At 66.2% G+C, this 15,356-nt stretch carries 14 protein-coding genes; 7 read left to right on the top strand and 7 right to left on the bottom strand.

Annotated elements, in window-relative coordinates; all coding sequences use genetic code 11:
• Positions 1-4 precede the first annotated feature (4 nt).
• Together EYS42_RS15135 and EYS42_RS15130 are read left to right on the top strand one after the other, a co-directional pair.
• Positions 5-754 carry a class I SAM-dependent methyltransferase gene (locus tag EYS42_RS15135; protein ID WP_130969036.1) on the top strand — a complete coding sequence of 250 codons (750 nt, stop codon included), beginning with the start codon at positions 5-7 and terminating at the stop codon, positions 752-754.
• 35 nt (positions 755-789) lie between these two features.
• Positions 790-1,281 carry a flavin reductase family protein gene (locus EYS42_RS15130; RefSeq protein ID WP_130969035.1) on the top strand — a complete coding sequence of 164 codons (492 nt, stop codon included), beginning with the start codon at positions 790-792 and terminating at the stop codon, positions 1,279-1,281.
• On the opposite strand, the gene EYS42_RS15125 is transcribed toward EYS42_RS15130, so the two are convergent.
• Positions 1,262-3,394 carry a hybrid sensor histidine kinase/response regulator gene (locus EYS42_RS15125; protein ID WP_130969034.1) on the bottom strand — a complete coding sequence of 711 codons (2,133 nt, stop codon included), beginning with the start codon at positions 3,392-3,394 and terminating at the stop codon, positions 1,262-1,264. The genes EYS42_RS15130 and EYS42_RS15125 overlap by 20 nt on opposite strands.
• A 137-nt stretch (positions 3,395-3,531) precedes the next feature.
• The gene (locus EYS42_RS15120) at positions 3,532-4,683 is read right to left on the bottom strand and encodes a GGDEF domain-containing protein (RefSeq protein WP_165456817.1); all 1,152 of its coding nucleotides are present in this window, start codon (positions 4,681-4,683) and stop codon (positions 3,532-3,534) included.
• Between the two features lie 234 nt (positions 4,684-4,917).
• Here EYS42_RS15120 and EYS42_RS15115 point away from each other — a divergent pair, with 234 nt between their 5' ends.
• From EYS42_RS15115 to EYS42_RS15105, 3 genes are read left to right on the top strand one after another with little or no spacing between them, the layout of a single operon-like run.
• On the top strand, positions 4,918-5,493 hold the full coding sequence (locus EYS42_RS15115) for a cytochrome b (protein ID WP_130969032.1): 576 nt from the start codon (positions 4,918-4,920) through the stop codon (positions 5,491-5,493).
• A gap of 32 nt (positions 5,494-5,525) precedes the next feature.
• Positions 5,526-6,071, top strand: a complete 546-nt coding sequence (locus tag EYS42_RS15110; protein WP_130969031.1) for a YceI family protein — start codon at positions 5,526-5,528, stop codon at positions 6,069-6,071.
• 50 nt (positions 6,072-6,121) lie between these two features.
• Positions 6,122-6,697, top strand: a complete 576-nt coding sequence (locus EYS42_RS15105) for a YceI family protein (protein ID WP_130969030.1) — start codon at positions 6,122-6,124, stop codon at positions 6,695-6,697.
• Here EYS42_RS15105 and EYS42_RS15100 read toward each other — a convergent pair.
• The 5 genes from EYS42_RS15100 to EYS42_RS15080 all read right to left on the bottom strand — a co-directional run bounded on the left by EYS42_RS15100 (position 6,687) and on the right by EYS42_RS15080 (position 13,224).
• Positions 6,687-8,555 carry an ATP-binding protein gene (locus EYS42_RS15100; RefSeq protein WP_165456816.1) on the bottom strand — a complete coding sequence of 623 codons (1,869 nt, stop codon included), beginning with the start codon at positions 8,553-8,555 and terminating at the stop codon, positions 6,687-6,689. The two genes, EYS42_RS15105 and EYS42_RS15100, sit on opposite strands and share 11 nt — an antisense overlap.
• A 165-nt stretch (positions 8,556-8,720) precedes the next feature.
• A complete protein-coding gene (locus EYS42_RS15095) occupies positions 8,721-9,899 on the bottom strand; it encodes a PEP-CTERM sorting domain-containing protein (protein ID WP_130969028.1) in 1,179 nt (392 codons plus the stop codon).
• A gap of 23 nt (positions 9,900-9,922) precedes the next feature.
• Complete coding sequence (locus tag EYS42_RS15090; RefSeq protein ID WP_130969027.1) at positions 9,923-11,068, bottom strand: PEP-CTERM sorting domain-containing protein; 1,146 nt, start codon at positions 11,066-11,068, stop codon at positions 9,923-9,925.
• 145 nt (positions 11,069-11,213) lie between these two features.
• Positions 11,214-12,035: an HDOD domain-containing protein gene (locus EYS42_RS15085; protein WP_165456815.1), complete on the bottom strand. Its 822-nt coding sequence runs from the start codon at positions 12,033-12,035 to the stop codon at positions 11,214-11,216.
• A gap of 115 nt (positions 12,036-12,150) precedes the next feature.
• Positions 12,151-13,224 carry an AraC family transcriptional regulator gene (locus tag EYS42_RS15080; RefSeq protein ID WP_165456814.1) on the bottom strand — a complete coding sequence of 358 codons (1,074 nt, stop codon included), beginning with the start codon at positions 13,222-13,224 and terminating at the stop codon, positions 12,151-12,153.
• Positions 13,225-13,637: 413 nt separating this feature from the next.
• On the opposite strand from EYS42_RS15080, the gene EYS42_RS15075 reads away from it, so the two are divergent.
• On the top strand, positions 13,638-14,138 hold the full coding sequence (locus tag EYS42_RS15075) for a PEP-CTERM sorting domain-containing protein (RefSeq protein ID WP_165456813.1): 501 nt from the start codon (positions 13,638-13,640) through the stop codon (positions 14,136-14,138).
• A 92-nt stretch (positions 14,139-14,230) separates the two neighbouring features.
• Positions 14,231-15,352, top strand: coding sequence for a PEP-CTERM sorting domain-containing protein (locus EYS42_RS15070; RefSeq protein ID WP_130969023.1), 1,122 nt, complete (start codon positions 14,231-14,233; stop codon positions 15,350-15,352).
• The last annotated feature ends 4 nt before the right edge of the window (positions 15,353-15,356 follow it).

The raw sequence follows: 15,356 nt of genomic DNA, 5'->3' as shown, positions 1-15,356 counted from the left end.
GCCCATGCAGCGCTTCTGGCCCGCCCCCGCCCTGGGTGTCTGGTTGCTGGCCTGGGTGCTCAGCCGCACCCTGCACGACAGCGCAGCGCCCTGGTGGGCCGTGCTGGGCCTGCCCGCCTCGCTGGGCCTGGTGCTGGCCCAGTGGCCGCAGGTGGCCGGCACCCGCTGGCGCGCGGTGTTCGTGGCCGCGGGCTTTCCGGTGTCGGCGCTGCTGGTGGGCGGGCACCTGGCCCAGGGCATGCCCGCCTGGGGCTGGCTGGTGCCCTTGGGCCTGCTGCTGCTGGCCTACCCTGTGCGCGCCTGGCGCGATGCGCCGCTGTTCCCCACCCCGCCCGACGCGCTGCAAGGCCTGCCCGCCCATGCACCACTGCATTTCGGCGCTGCCGTGCTCGATGCCGGCTGTGGCCTGGGCGATGGCCTGATCGCGCTGCGCCGCGCCTACCCCGACACCCGCCTGCACGGCACCGAATGGAGCTGGCCCCTGGCCCTGGCCTGCAAGCTGCGCTGCCCCTGGGCCACCGTGCAGCGCGGCGACATGTGGGCCCAGGGCTGGCAAAGCTTCGACATGGTGTACCTGTTCCAGCGCCCTGAAACCATGCCCGGGGCCGTGGCCAAGGCCCGCGCCGAGATGCGCCCCGGCACCTGGCTGGTCAGCCTCGAATTCGAGGCCCGGCAGCCTGATGGCAGCGCCCTGCCGCCCACGGCCCGCATCACCTTGCCCGGGGGGCGTCCGGTCTGGCTGTATCGCTGGTGAAGCCCTACACTCAGGGCTTACCCGAAAAACACCACATGTCCACCACCGCTTTCACGCCCGACGAGTTCCGGGCTGCCATGGGGCAATTTGCCACGGGCGTCACCATCGTCACGGCCATGGATGCCGACGGCCACAAGGTGGGCCTGACCGCCAACTCTTTCAACTCGGTGTCCCTCGACCCGCCGCTGGTGCTCTGGAGCCTGTCCAAGCAGTCGTCCTCCATGCCTGCGCTGCGCGGCGCCAAAGCCTGGGCCGTCAACGTGCTGGCCGCTGACCAGCGCCTGCTGGCCGAGCGCTTTGCCCGCAAGGGGGTGGACCGCTTCGAGGGCGTGAACTGGAAGGCCGGCCTCAGTGGCGCGCCCATCATCCAGGGCGCCGTGGCCACCTTCGAGTGCGAACCCCGCAGCCACCACGACGAAGGCGATCACATCATCTTCGTGGGCAAGGTGCTGCATTGCAGCCGTCGCCTGGGGGCCTTGCCCCTGGTCTACCACGGCGGCCGCTTCTTCACCGACCTGTCGTTGTGACCGGCGCGGCCACGTGGCTGTCCAGCAGGTGCAGCAGCTTGGCCACTTCCAGGGGCTTGGTCAGGTAGGTGGTGATGCCCCGCTCACGTGCAGCCCTGAGCTGGTCGGGCATGGCATCGGCCGACAACCCTGCCTTCGGGATGCCCGCGGTGTGCGCGTGTTGCGCCAGGCGGTCGGCCACATCCAGCCCGTTCATGTCGCCCAGGTGCATGTCCAGCAGCAGCAGGTCGGGCGGCTGAGTCAGGGCCATGGTGATCGCCTCGGCGCCATTGAGCGCCACCTCCAGCCGCCATTGCGGCCGCATGCGCAGCACCTGCCGCACCAGCTCCACATTCACCGGGTTGTCTTCGGCGTAGAGCAGACGCCAGGGCCGGTTGGTTTCACCCGCGTTCGTGGCGGGCACACCGGGCAGCAAGGCCCCACGGGCAGTGCCAGGGGTGCTGGTGGCGCCGTCAGCCGCCGTCGACAGTGTGCTGGCCGCCGCCCAGGGCAGGACCACGCGGAACACCGACCCCTGCCCTTGCACACTGCTGACCTCGATGCGGCCGTTCATCAGGCCCAGCAAGCGCTTGACGATGACCAGGCCAATGCCTGTGCCCTCCACCCCGCTGCGCTCGGCGCCCAGGCGGTTGAAAGGCTCGAACAGGTGGGCCTGCTGCTCGGGGCTCAGGCCTGCTCCCGTGTCATGGACGGAAAAGACCACCTGTGGCTTGAGCACCTGCACCTCGATGTGCACCCGCCCGTTGGGCCGGTTGTACTTGATGGCGTTGCTCAGCAGGTTCACCAGCACCTGGCGCAGGCGCACATGGTCGGCGCGCACATGCACCTTGTCGTCGATGTCCTGGGCATGCAGCAGCAGGTTGCGCGCCTGGGCCTGGTGCTGTACCAGGGCCAGGGCCTCCTGCACGGCACTGCGCACGCGCAGTGGCTCCAGCGACAGTGGCAGGCTGCCGGCCTCGATGCGTGACAGGTCGAGCACATCGGTCAGCATGGCCAGCAGGTGGGCACCAGCCTGTTCGATGTACTGCACCTTCTGGCGCTGCGGCTCGTTCAGGGTGTGGCGGGGGTCGACCCGCAGCAGCTGCGCAAAGCCCAGCATGGCGTTCAGCGGCGTGCGCAGCTCGTGGCTCATGCGCGAAAGGAACTCGGTCTTGGCCTTGCTGGCCCGCTCCGCAGCCTGCGCACTCAGGATGGCTTCCTGGTACTGGCGCCGCTGGCTGATGTCTTCAATGACCGTGACGAAGTGCTTGGCTCGGCCCTGGTCGTCGCGCACCAGGGCCACGGTCAGCTGCACCCACACGAAGTCTCCGCCTGGCGCCAGGTAGCGCTTTTCCAGGGTGTAGCGGTCGTGCTGGCCCTGCAGCATGGCCTGGCTCATGGCCTGGCTCACGGCTTGTTCGTCGGGGTGGGTCAGCTCGTGCACGTTCAGGCCGACCATGCTGTCGCGGCTGCGTCGGCAGATGTCGGCAAAACGCTGGTTCACGTCCAGCAGCGTGCCGTCGATGGCCACGCGGCCAATGCCCACGCCGGCCACCTCGAACAGCTGCTGGTAATCGGCGTGGCTGCGGGCCAGCGCGTCATGGGTGCGGTGCGGCGTGCGGCTCCAGGCATGCAGGGCCACCCCCAGCCACGCCAGAGCCGGGCGCAAAGCCTGGTGCAGGGCCTCGGGGGCCAGTTCAACGGCGGGCTGCGCCAGGCCCAGCAAGGCCACCACCCGTTTGCCCTGGGCCACAGGCAGCCACAGGGTGGGGCGGGGGCCGTCCAGCAGCTCGCGCAGCGCCGGGTGGTCAAAGCCTTCTGCGCTCAGGCGGTCGAGCAACAGGTGGCCTTGATCGGGCCACAGCAAGGGCAGCAAGGGTTGGGGGCAGCGGGGCAGGGTGATACCGCCGCCACTTGCGCAGCACCACAATGCCACCGGCGACAAGGCGTGCTCTTCGGGTGCGAGCAGGTGCAGCAGCGCCAGCTGGGTGCTGCGTGTGGTGTCGCGCAAGGCCGTCAGCGCCGAGGTGCGGCATGCATCGCCCAGACCCACATCGGTCAGGTCGAGTGCGCTGAGGTTCAGCAACAGATTCTGGAATTCGGCCGGGACCCGGTCAGACGATGCACTCGTCATGTTTCACTGCAATCCACCCTCACTTCGCCCGGCGAAGCCCGTCCTGCTGATGCTGACGGGGTGGACCGTCAGTGCCTGCCAATGTCGCACAAAGCACGAGGCAACAAAAGGGGGTTTCAAGGGGGGCTGCAGTGGCTTCAACCCATCACTTTGCGGGGTTGGGGGCTGGTTTCCGGGGGCTGGGTCACTTCGGTCCGGTTGCGCCCCGCCGCTTTGGCCCGGTACAGCGCCTGGTCGGCCCGTTCGATGCACACGTGCAGGGGCTCCGAGGTGTCGTAAGCCGTCAACCCGGCTGAAAACGTGGGCTTGAGCTCGGGCATGTTGGGCACCAGGGCCGTGCGGGCCAGCAGGTCACGCAGCCGTTCCAGGCCGATGTTGGCCTGGTTGGTCTGCGTGTCGTTCAGCAGCACCAGGAACTCTTCACCGCCCCAGCGCGCCAGCACATCGGTCTCGCGCAGCACCGACTCGGCCACCTGGGCAAAGCCGCGCAGCACCTCGTCACCCACGCCATGGCCGTGCGTGTCATTGATGCGCTTGAAGTGGTCAATGTCCAGCAGCGCCAGGCAAAAGCGGTGGTGCCCGGTGCGTTCCAGCCGTTTCTGGTGCTGGGTCAGCACCTCCAGCATGTGGCGGCGGTTGTACAGGCCGGTCAACTCGTCGCGGGTGGCCAGTATCTGGATGCGCTGCAGCGCCACACTCAGCTCTTCCTTCTGTGCCTGGAGCTTGGCGCGCAGCGACGACAACTGGGCCGCCAGCGACGAGATGGTGGGCACGATGGCTGCCACCAGCACGAAGTGCGCCACTTCCAGTCGCAGCGGGTAGTACTCGGGCTCTGAGCGAACCTTCCAGGCGATCACGCCGCCCATGATCAACACGGTGTAGCCACCGGCCAGCCGTGCGTCACGGGCACGCATGTTGAAAATGCCGAACACCAGCACCAGCGCCAGCAGCATCATGGTCGAACCATGCACTGGCCCCGTGATCGCGTAGGCCCCAGAGATCACCGTGAGCGCGGCCATGATCTGCGGCAGCGTCAGGGCCGGGTCGGCAAAGCGTTTGTTCAAGCCAGAGCGCAGGATGGCGTACCAGATCATCACGTTCAGCAGGATCGCCGCCGAAAGTTCGGCCGCCTCGCGCCAGGCCATGAAGCCTGTCAGGCACGCGTATCCCATGAGCGCCACGCAGATCAGGTACACGCTGGCGGCCGTCAGCGAGCGGCTGATCCGCAATCGCTGTTTGGGATCGGTGCCGAGCAGCACGTCCCCGAACCGTCGGGTGAAAGATGTCATGGCGAGCGACGCAAGGCGGGGAGGGTGGGTCCACCAGACGCCGGTGCTCAGGTTTTCGGCATTCTGCACCGCGGGTTGAGGCCTGTTGCAAGGCTTCACACCCGCGCCAGGGGCCCTCTCACCATTCAAATCGATTGAACTGTGCGCACAAGCCCCTGCAACCTGCACGGGTGTCACCGGGCCTAACCTTTCTGGCAGGATGATCCACATCACAAAAAACACGAGCCGAGCCCCATGAACGCTGCCAACCCCGTCGCCAACCGCGAGGCACAACGCTACACCCTGCCAGCCATCGTGCTGCACTGGGTGCTGGGCCTGTCCATCCTGGGTGCCTTCGGCATGGGGCTTTACGTGCATGAACTGCCGTTTTCGCCCACCAAGCTCAAGCTGATCAACCTGCACAAGTGGGCGGGCATCACCATCTTGTTCCTGTCGGTGTTGCGCCTGCTGTGGCGCGTCACCCACCGCCCGCCCGCCCTGCCGACCGAGGTGCAACGCCACATGCCGGGCTGGCAAATGGCCGCCTTCCACGGCACCCACCACCTGATGTACCTGCTGTTCTTCATCGTGCCGCTGGCCGGTTGGGCCTACAGCTCGGCCAAAGGCTTCCCCATCGTGTGGTTCGGCGTGCTGCCGCTGCCCGATCTGGTCGCCAAGAATGAAGAGCTGGCCCAGGTGCTGCGCGAAGTTCACGAGTTGTCGGCTTTCGCCCTGGTGGGGCTGGCCCTGCTGCACATCGCCGCCGCACTGAAGCACCAGTTCATTGACCGTGACAGCCTCCTGGCGCGCATGCGCCCCGGTCGCGGCTGAGTCTTTCCGTTCAATTCCCGGAGCCCCTTCACATGCGAATCATTGCCCTGCTGGCCGCAGCCCTGCCCTTGGTGGGCCATGCCGCCACCCTGGTGCCGGCCGGCAGCGAAGTCACCTTCGTGGCCAAACAGATCGGCGTGCCGCTCGACGGCCGCTTCCGCAAGTTCGACGCCCAGATCGCGCTCGACCCCAAGCAACCGCAGGCGGGCAAGGTCAGCTTCGGCATCGATCTGGCCAGCGTGTCCATGGGCCCCGAGACCGACGCCGAGCTGCTCAAGCCCGAGTGGTTCGGCACCGCCAAGTTCCCACGCGCCACCTTCGTGTCCAGTGCCATCAAGCCCATCGGGGCCGACCGGTACGAGGTCACTGGCAAGCTCACCATCAAGGGCATCAGCCGTGACCTCACGGTGCCCGTGCAACTGGCGGCTGCGGGTGCCAACACCATCGCCACCGGGGGCTTCACCTTGCAACGCCTGGCCTTCAAGGTGGGCGAGGGGGACTGGGCCGACACCTCGGTGGTGGCCAACGACGTCCAAGTGAAATTCAAGCTCAACCTGAAAGACCAGCCGCTGAAGTGAGCGGTTACTTTTCACCCGCGGCTCGCCGCATCTCAAGGAGAACCTGTTCCATGAAACTGATTGCCCTGACCGCTGTTGCCGCCGCTGCCGTGCTGAGCGCTGGCCTGGCCCACGCTGCTCCTGCCACCTACAGCATCGATCCCACCCACACCTTCGTGACCTTCGAAGCCAAGCACTTCGGCACGTCCACCAACCGCGGTCGCTTCGACAAGATCAGCGGCTCCATCGCCTTCGACAAGGAAGCCAAGTCGGGCAAGGCCGAGATCACCATCCCCACGGGCGCCATCAACACCGGCACCCAGGCCTTCGACGGCCACCTCAAGAGCAAAGATTTCTTCAACAGCGAAGCCTTCCCCGAAGCCAAGTTCGTCGGCGAGGCCTTCAAGTTCGACGGTGACAAGGTCACCGAAGTGGCAGGCAACCTGACCCTGCTGGGCAAGACCCTGCCGGTCACCCTCAAGTCCAGCAGCTTTGGCTGTTTCGACCACCCCCGCCTCAAGCGCGAAGTGTGTGGCGGCGACTTCGAGACCACCATCCAGCGCAGCGCCTTCGGCATGACCTACGGCGTGCCCTTCATCCCGGACAACATCAAGCTGGTCATCCAGGTCGAAGCCGTCAAGCAGTGACGCTGCGCGGCACCAGGTGCCGTTGCAGCACCTGAGCCAGGTCATTTGATGAAAAAGGCTTGGCCAGGTGATCGTCCATGCCAGCAGCCGTGCACTGGGCACGGTCCTGGGCGCCGGTGTTGGCGGTCAGCGCCACCACCGGCACATTGGGCAAGCCGGCTTCGCGCTCGTGCGCGCGCAAGCGGCGGGTCACTTCGAGGCCGTCCATCTCGGGCATCTGACAGTCCATCAGCACCACATCGAAGCTGTGCGGGCCATCGGTCAGCATCTGCAAGGCCTCGTGGCCGCGCGTGGCCATCGACACCGTCAGCCCCAGGTCATGCAGCGTGGCTTCGGCCACCAGCGCATTGACCGCGTTGTCTTCCACCAGCAGCACATGGCCCCGAAGGCCTGGGTTCGCTGTGGGATTGGGGGCGGCCCCATCGGACGTCAGCGGCATCGCAGCGCTTTCCACCCAGGTGCCTGGCAGGGTGCTCATGTCGTCGAGCTCTGCAGACACGGGGTGGGTGGGGGCCGCGCAGGGCGGCAGCTGCACCTCCAGCCAGAACGTCGAGCCCTTGCCCTGGGTGCTGCGGCACAGCAGGTCGCCGCCCATGGCCCGCACGATCTCGCGCGAAATGGTCAGGCCCAGTCCGGTGCCCTGGTACTTGCGCCCAAAGCTGCCATCGACCTGCTGGAAGGGGTCGAACACCTTGTCCAGCATGTCGGCCGGGATCCCGATGCCCGTGTCCTCCACCGTCAAGGTCACGGTGTCCACGCTGGTGCGCTGTGCTGTCACCTGCACATGCCCCTGGTCGGTGAATTTCACGGCATTGCCGATCAGGTTGAACAGCACCTGCCGCAGGCGAGCGCTGTCGCCCCACACCCAGCATGGCACGGGCAGTTCCATGCGCATCTCCAGCACCAGCCCCTTGCGTTCGGCGGTCACGCGCGACAGGGCCATCACGTCTGAAACGAGGCTGTGCAGGTCCATCGCGACGGGTGTCAAGCGCATCCGCCCGGCTTCAATGCGCGAAAAATCGAGCACATCATTGATCAGGGCCAGCAGGTGTTGGCCGCTGCGCTGGATCAGCTGAGCGTGCTGACGGGCATCGGCCAGCGGCCCCACACGCGCCGGCAGACGGCGCTGGATCACATCGGCCAGCCCCAAGATGCCATGCAGTGGCGTGCGCATCTCGTGGCTCATGGTGGCCACAAACTGGTCTTTGGTTTCGGCGTTCTGCCGTGCCAGCACCAGGGCTTCGGCCCGCTCCCGCGAGATGCGGTCGGTCGTGAAGCGCAACCACAGCAACTCGGTGATGCGCCGTTCGGCACGCCGACCCTCCAGCACCAGGAACAGGCCCAAGGCCGCAGTGCCCAGCCCGCCGAACACACCGAAAGGGTCCATGCGCGACAGCAGCATCACGGCTGTGGGCGCCATCAGGGGCAAGGTCATGGCCACATTGGCCTGCACGCTGGACTGCAGGGTGAAGCATGACAAGGCCGCAGCGCCCACCAGCGTGCACACGATCACCGACGACGTCACCAGGTCGTCCACCGGCATGATCATCACGGCGGCCAGGCCCCAGGCCAGCCCGTTGAGGCCTGTCACCCAGGTCAGGCGTTTCAACCAGCGCTCGGGGTGGCGGATCTCGGTCTGCCGCTGAAAGGCCAGCGTCAGCCACAAACGCACAGCACCGGCCAGCAAGGGCATGGCGGCCCAGCTCAAGGTGAGCCACAAAGGCAACACCGTGCTCACCACCACGGTCAGGGCCAAGGCCACCAGGCTGCCCACCACCGTGATCTGGATCATGGGGGCAAACAGCATGCGAAGCCGCTCGGCGTCCATCAGCGCCAGCAGCTGGGGGTCCTCGGCCATCAGCCGGGACGTGGGTGCCTCAACAGTCATCCAGCAGGTATCGGCGAAAACTTCACCCGCTGAAAGGGGATTAGCCCTCACGAGGGGGGCTTTGTCCCAATTCCACCATGCAAAAGGCGAGGGGCGTGGCTCACACCCGACACCTTCGCCCGACAACCTGGGTTGTCAGGACACGCGTGCGCGTCGGCCCCGGCGCACGGCCCAGGCCACGGCAGCCAGGCCCAGGCCCATCTGGGCCCAGGTGCCCGGTTCAGGAATGCTCGGCACCGTGGGCAGGTTGGGGGTGAACGTCACCGTCACATCGCCCGCGGTCACCATCTCTTCAACGGCCGCGGCGCTCTGGCTCATGTAGAAGTACACCAGGGCATCAGCCGACGCCCCGTTCGCGTAGCTCAAGGTGAACGTGCGGCTGCCACTCGCGGTCACGATGCCGTCGGCGGTTTGCTCGCTGGGGTCGAACAGCTCGTAGCTGCCGCCCGCGCTGCGCTTCGAAAACGCGCCGCTGGGGTCAAATGCCAGCCCCGCAGACAACTGCTGTTCCGACGTGCGCTGTGTGTCCAGCGAGGTGCCGGGCGTGGGGTTCACATAGGCCCCGGTGCCCAGCGCCATCACCATCTGGGCTTGCGCCCAGCCCTTCAGCGTACTGTCGGGCGACAGCGTGCTCATGAACGAGTCCACACGGCCCTTGTCGATCTGGGCGCTCACCGTGGCCGTGCCTTCCAGCACCATCAGCGTGTTGGCACTCAGCGTGAACGTTGGCTCTTCGCCCGTTTCGGGGTTGTAGGTCACCTGGCTGGACACGGCGGCGGTGTTGCTGCGCACCAGCTCTTCGCGCGTGGTGGTCTCGGTGCCCCAGATCAGCGCACCCGTGGCCGGGTCAAAGCCAGGGGTGTTGGGGTTGGTGGTCACGTACTGCACGGTTTGCACCGGGCTGTTCGCCAGTGCCTCGGCGGTCAGGCGGCTCGATGCCGTCCAGCTGTTGCCAAGGGTGGCGCTGGTGCCGGCCACAGTGCCCTGCACGGCCAGGCTCGGGGTGGCGGGGTTGAAGACGTCTTGCAGCGACACCGACGTCGGCGACGTCACAGCCGCGGGCGAATCTTGCAACCACACCCAGCTCACCGGGTTGCCGCCCCATGGGGTCTGGTCGGCCGACAGCGACAGGCTCGTGCCGTTCACGCTGATCGACGGCGTCACGCCGTCGTTGGGGGCCAGGTCGATCAGGCGAATGCGCAGGTTGTTCAGGCTGGCGCTGGCACTGAAGGCATCTTGCGCCGACGCGCTGGTTTGCAGGCCCAGGCCCAGACACATCAGGGCGGTCACACGGGCGATGGCAGAGAACTTCATGGTGGGGGCTTTCCGTGTGCGTGTCAGGCCTGAGCCTGGGTGTTGATCAGCGTCTGGCGGCGACGGGCCAGCGCCACAGCGCCCAGGCCCAGCCCCATCAGGGCCCAGGTGCCAGGCTCCGGGATCACCGGCGCCGTCGGCACATCCACCACATCACCCCAATAGCGCGTCACAGTCTGGTTGTACAGGCTGCCCTCCACATTCACGCGCACCACTTGCTCGTACAGCAAATTCAGCGTCACGTCCTGGTCCGAAAAGTTTTCGTACGAGGTGAACAGCTCGGTGCTGGTGCTGTCTTCGCGCAGCATCAAGGCGGCATCTTCAGGCAAGCCCGAAATGCCCCAGTTCGAGAAAGACGTGTTGCCCTGCAAGGCCATCCGGTTGTAATGGTTGTCGTAGGCACCACCACCTGGGCCGCCGGCGTTTTCGGTGAACGTCTCGCCGCGCGCCAACTCCAGCACATGGCTGGCCGTCACCGAGGCCCTCAGCGAGGTCTCGTCGGTCGAATAGCCCGCCTGCGTCAGCGCGTCCGCCAGCGACTGGCTGTCGGCGCGGGTGCTCACCGTGGCCAGGCCGCGCACCATCAGCATGGTGCCCGGGCTCAATGTCACGGTGGCGAAGCTGTCGTAGGTGGTGCCGAACTCTTCTTCACGGCTTTGAAAGCTGTAATGCGAGCCCGTGCCGTCCACGTTCACCTGGGTGGTCTGCTGGGTGTACACGTCCTGGTAGTTGGTCAGCAGGCCCGTTCCGGGGTTCACGTCTTGACCCGACACCGTGTAATAGTAGCCGTCGTAGGTCTGTTTGTGAAAGGGGCTGTTGATGTCTTCAGCCGTGAACTGCACATTGCTGCTCACGGTGCCCGCACCCACCGCCACCGAGCCATTGTTGGCCATGGCCAGCAGGCTGCCGCTGCCGGCTTGCAAGGCGCTGTAGGTCGTGGTGCCCCAGGTTTCGCCCTCTGCTGGCATGCCATACAGGGCGCTTTCCAGGTAGCCGCTGATGTTCGCGTAAGGCGTGATGTTGTCCGAGGTGTTCAGGTCGAACAACTGGAACTGCAGCCCGGTCAGGCTGGCTGATGCCGAGATCTGTGCGTGCACGTGGGGCGTGAAAACGACGCCGAGCATGGTGCTCATGGCGATCGCGAGCCCGGACTTCTTGATGGCTTGCATGGTTTGCCTCTCCCTTGACCAGGATTTTTTCAGGCAAACGGACTTCGTTCAATGCCTGCACAAGCTGTGACGGCATGTTTCGGCGCGCATGTCCCTCGCCATGGGGGGTGGGATTACCCTTGGCTGATGCGCCTGCGCCGCAGGGTCAACCCGGCATGTTCAGCCGATCGCACACCCGCTGGGTGGCCAGCTGGAAGGCTTCGAAGTGCAGGCCCACGTCGATGGCGATGGGTTGCATGCCTTCCCAGAAGGCGGCCGTGTTCGCGGGCCGCTCGTCGGCCAGCAGCAGGGTGTCAACCGCCGCGCCAATGGTCAGCAGCTTGCGCACCACCAGCCGTTCTTCTTTCCAGCCGGTGGGCTCGCTGTCGCGTGCCCGCACCGCATCGGCCACATCGCGCGCCAGCCCCCACGCCTGGCACATGGCGCCACCCAGGGCCGAATGGCTCACGCCGAAGGCCTCGATCTCGGCGGCAGCCAGGGCATCCTCATCGGGGGCGGTGTCGCTCAGGTGGGTGTACTTGGCGCGGTCGTAGGCGTACAGCACGGCGCGGCCGCTTTCGGCAAACAGGCCCACCGAATGCGCCAGCCAGGGGTCCACGTCCATCTGGCGCGCAATGCGGCCCATGGCCATGCCCCGAATGCCGGCACGGTCCCACAGGGCCTGCAACAAAGGCGAAGGCGGGAAGGCGCCGCGCAGGCCAATCTCGTAGGTCAGAGACGCCACCTGCGCCATGCCCAGGTAGCGCACCCCGTCGTGCACGGTTTCCACGCGCTTGAGCAGTCCGAACAAGGCCGAATTCACAGTGCGCACCACGGCCGATGACAAGGCCATGTCGCCCTCGATCAGGGTGGCCATGTCGGCCACGCACACATTGTCGTCGGCCATCATCAAAGACAGCTTCACCAACGTGGCGGGGCAGGCGGGCAGGTCGATGTTCAGTTCCCGCAGCTTGGGGTCGATGCTCATGAAGTGGCCCGCAGACTCTAGGTAGCAATGCATGCAGTCTAGGCCTTGGCAGCTGTGTGCGCATGACAAAAAACACCGGGCAAGCCCGGTGTTTTCTCTCCGCATGATGCCCGCGTCAGGCGCGCAGCATCGGGCGGTTCAGGCGGCCGTGGCTGGGGCGCAGGCCCTGCTGGCGGCGGTACTCGCTGGGTGGCATGCCTTTCCAGCGGCGAAACGCCTCGATGAACGTGGTCACGTCGGCATAGCCCAGGCGCTCGGCAATCTCACCGTGCGTCAGGCGGGCGCGGGCCATCAGCTCCACCGCCAGCGTGCTGCGCACTTCTTCCAGCAGGCCACGGAAGGTGGCGCCTTCGGCCGTCAGGTGGCGGCGCAGCGTGCGCGAGGTCATGTGCATTTCGGCGGCAATCTGCTCCATGTCCGGGATGTGGCCGGGTGTGCGCAGCAGGCGGTCTCGCACCTTGGCGGCCACGCCGGTGCGGCGGCTGTTGCGGGCCTCCACCAGTTCGCGGCACATGTCTTCGCACAGGCGGGCCGTGTGCGGGTCGGCCTGGGGCAGGCGTTCGCTCAGCAGCGCGGCCGGGAAAATGCTGCGGTGCTGCGTGGCGCCGAACGTGGGGCACACACCGAACAGCTCGGTCAGGCGCGCCACCTGGGCGGCATCGGGCTCGGGCTGCTTCATGTCCACCGCGCTGTAGGCCACCGGGCGGCCCAGCACCTCGCGCTGCACCGTGGGGCCCATGGCGCGGTCGCGGTCCATCACGAAGCGGCGCACATCGGGGGGCAGGTGCTCGTCGAAGTACACCACGTGCACCTGGTCACCCACCTGCTGCATGCTGTGCCGGGTCAGCGAGAAGGTCTGGTTCATCATGCGCAGCCCCAGGTTCATCGCATCGCCCAGGGTGGGGCTGCTCAACAGGGCAAAGCCCCACAGGCCATAGGTGGTCAGCTTGTAGCGCTTGCCCACCTCCACCCCCAGGTCGGCCGGGTTGCCCAGCGCGTGCAGCAGGTTGCGGATCAGCTGGATCTCTTGCGCGGCCTCGATTTCGGCATGCGGATCTTCCAGATGCTCGGGCGCGATGCCGGTCTGGTGCAGCAGCACCTCCAGCGGTGCGCCACGTTCACAGCCCACCTGGGTCATCACACGGGCCGTGGCCATGCCACGGCGGAAATCCCAGGCAGGGAGCTTCACGGAGTGCGTCATTACTGTCTCGATTCAGCCTCGGGCATGGGACTTCTACACACTTGTGCCCGACCAAGCTGAACCGATTATGTCTGCCCCACTGTTGCAACTGTCCGCATTCCTTTGTAAATCCGCCGCCGGCGCTCGGGCTTTCCCCTTGAGCACCATGTTTTCCGGACGCACCCTGTGGCTCCATGCCGGTGCAATTGCGGCAGGTTGTGCGCACCAAGGGGGAGCCGATTGGCACATCCACCCTCTTGCACAGCCCATTCAGGGGGGGTCAAAAGCACCGTCAGTGTGAAAAAATCATTCAAGCAGGCATTTACCTGCGCGCATGCAACTTGCTTTGCACGTGCATGCGTGGCAGCAGGTCCCAAGCAGTACTGCACGCCAATCCACTCAAGACCCGAAAGGTTCACACCGTGAAACTCAAACACCTCGCCCTGGGTGTGTTGGCTGCCGTCTCCATCGGTCACGCCAACGCCCAACTGGCCATGGCCAGTACCAACCTGGGTACCAACCCGGTCAACAAGTTCGTGTTGGGCGCTGCCTTTGGCGGCCCATCGTTCTCCAGCTACTACAAGTTCACCTTGTCGGGCGCCAACCCCTTCACGTTCTCGGGCGCGCTGGTTGGTTTCGGTGACCCCATCGACGTCACCGGCATCACCCTGCAGAAGCTGACCGCTCCCAGCACCTTCAGCACCGTGGCCACCACCACCCTGAACCCCAGCAGCTCCTTCAGCTTCTCGGGCCTGAGCGCTGGTGACTACCGCGTGCGTTTCGCCCTCGACACCGAAGGCATCGGCTACGTCACCGGCAGCGTCACTGCGGCTGCCGTGCCCGAAGCCGGCAGCGTCGCTCTGGCCCTGGCCGGTGCTGGCGTGGCGGCTTTCGCTGCCCGTCGCCGCAAGCAAGCCGCCTGAAGCCCTTGCGCCTGAGGCGCCTGGCTTGCAGTCAACCCGCCACCCTTCACAGGCTGGCGGGTTTTTTCAAACGCACACGTTTGAGGCCTGCCATGAAAAATGCCGTTCGCGTCTGGGCTGTGGTGGCCCTGCTCACAGGTGTGTCTACCGCCCACGCACAAGCCATCTACAGTGTCTCGGCGCCAGTTGACCTGCTGGTTCAGCGCACCGTCACGGCGCTGAACCCTTACCCCTGGGGCTGCTACACCGCGGCCAATTCCACCGGGTGCCGCCAGACTGATTTTTTCAACTACCGCACCGATGTGCAGCAGGCCACCTACAGCGTGGGGGGCTTCGACCCCGCCCTGGGCGTGCTGCAAGGCGCCAGCCTCCGCGTGGGCGGGCAAGTTCAGCTGAGCGTGGCCACCAGCGCCCCGTCGGTCACGGAGCTCGGCCCCCAGCCACCTTACGGCTATCCTTACCCTTTCCTCGAACTTAGCGGTGGCACCACCGTGTCCATGGGTGGCACAGTGCTGGCCCAGGCCAGTGGCAAGGTCAGCCACCGTGGCACTGGCTCGTCCACCACGGTGGTCGGCCTACAGTCGGGCACGGTCAACCTCGACCCTTGGCAGGTGTTTGGTGCCAACCGGGTTCAGCTGCAAACCAGCACCACCTTCAGCACATTCCTGATGGCGCGGCATTACGGCACCGAGGCCACTTTCACTGACAACGCCAACGTGCTGGCACACGTGCAGTACACCTACGCGCCTCACGCCCAGTTGTCGTTTGCCTCGGGCGCACTCGTCAAGTCCCTCACCCTTGACCTGGGTGACGTGCAACAAGGCGCCAGCCTGGCCACCCAGTTCAGCCTGTTCAACCAGGCGCCCTCGTTCGTGGGCTCCGGTGCTGCGTTGATGTCTCGCACCCTTGAGGGGCAACGCGATGGGTTCAATTTCCTGACCGTGAGCGGCAGCGACTCGCACCTGGCGGCTGGGCGCAGCGCCAATGTTCAGGTGTCGTTCAACTCGGCGGGGCTGCCCTTGGGTCAGCGTGAGGCGTTTCTGGGCATGTACTACCGCGATTCAGCCTATGGCTTGGGGCAGGCCGATCAGTTTCTGGGCGTGCGCGTGCGCGCCAACGTGGTGGCCGTGCCCGAAGCCGGCAGCGTCGCTCTGGCCCTGGCCGGTGCTGGCGTGGCGGCTTTCGCTGCCCGTCGCCGCAAGCAAGCCGCCTGAAGCC

Origin of the sequence: Aquabacterium lacunae, from assembly GCF_004310865.1 — a bacterium.
Classification (GTDB): Bacteria; Pseudomonadota; Gammaproteobacteria; order Burkholderiales; family Burkholderiaceae_C; genus Aquabacterium; species Aquabacterium lacunae.
This window is presented reverse-complemented; position numbering and strand designations above follow the sequence as displayed.

Coding starts and splice junctions, on each gene's coding strand:
- EYS42_RS15135 (WP_130969036.1), top strand. CDS start 5: ATGCAGCGCTTCTGGCCCGCCCCCGCCCTGGGTGTCTGGTTGCTGGCC.
- EYS42_RS15130 (WP_130969035.1), top strand. CDS start 790: ATGTCCACCACCGCTTTCACGCCCGACGAGTTCCGGGCTGCCATGGGG.
- EYS42_RS15125 (WP_130969034.1), bottom strand. CDS start 3,394: ATGACGAGTGCATCGTCTGACCGGGTCCCGGCCGAATTCCAGAATCTG.
- EYS42_RS15120 (WP_165456817.1), bottom strand. CDS start 4,683: ATGACATCTTTCACCCGACGGTTCGGGGACGTGCTGCTCGGCACCGAT.
- EYS42_RS15115 (WP_130969032.1), top strand. CDS start 4,918: ATGAACGCTGCCAACCCCGTCGCCAACCGCGAGGCACAACGCTACACC.
- EYS42_RS15110 (WP_130969031.1), top strand. CDS start 5,526: ATGCGAATCATTGCCCTGCTGGCCGCAGCCCTGCCCTTGGTGGGCCAT.
- EYS42_RS15105 (WP_130969030.1), top strand. CDS start 6,122: ATGAAACTGATTGCCCTGACCGCTGTTGCCGCCGCTGCCGTGCTGAGC.
- EYS42_RS15100 (WP_165456816.1), bottom strand. CDS start 8,555: ATGGCCGAGGACCCCCAGCTGCTGGCGCTGATGGACGCCGAGCGGCTT.
- EYS42_RS15095 (WP_130969028.1), bottom strand. CDS start 9,899: ATGAAGTTCTCTGCCATCGCCCGTGTGACCGCCCTGATGTGTCTGGGC.
- EYS42_RS15090 (WP_130969027.1), bottom strand. CDS start 11,068: ATGCAAGCCATCAAGAAGTCCGGGCTCGCGATCGCCATGAGCACCATG.
- EYS42_RS15085 (WP_165456815.1), bottom strand. CDS start 12,035: ATGAGCATCGACCCCAAGCTGCGGGAACTGAACATCGACCTGCCCGCC.
- EYS42_RS15070 (WP_130969023.1), top strand. CDS start 14,231: ATGAAAAATGCCGTTCGCGTCTGGGCTGTGGTGGCCCTGCTCACAGGT.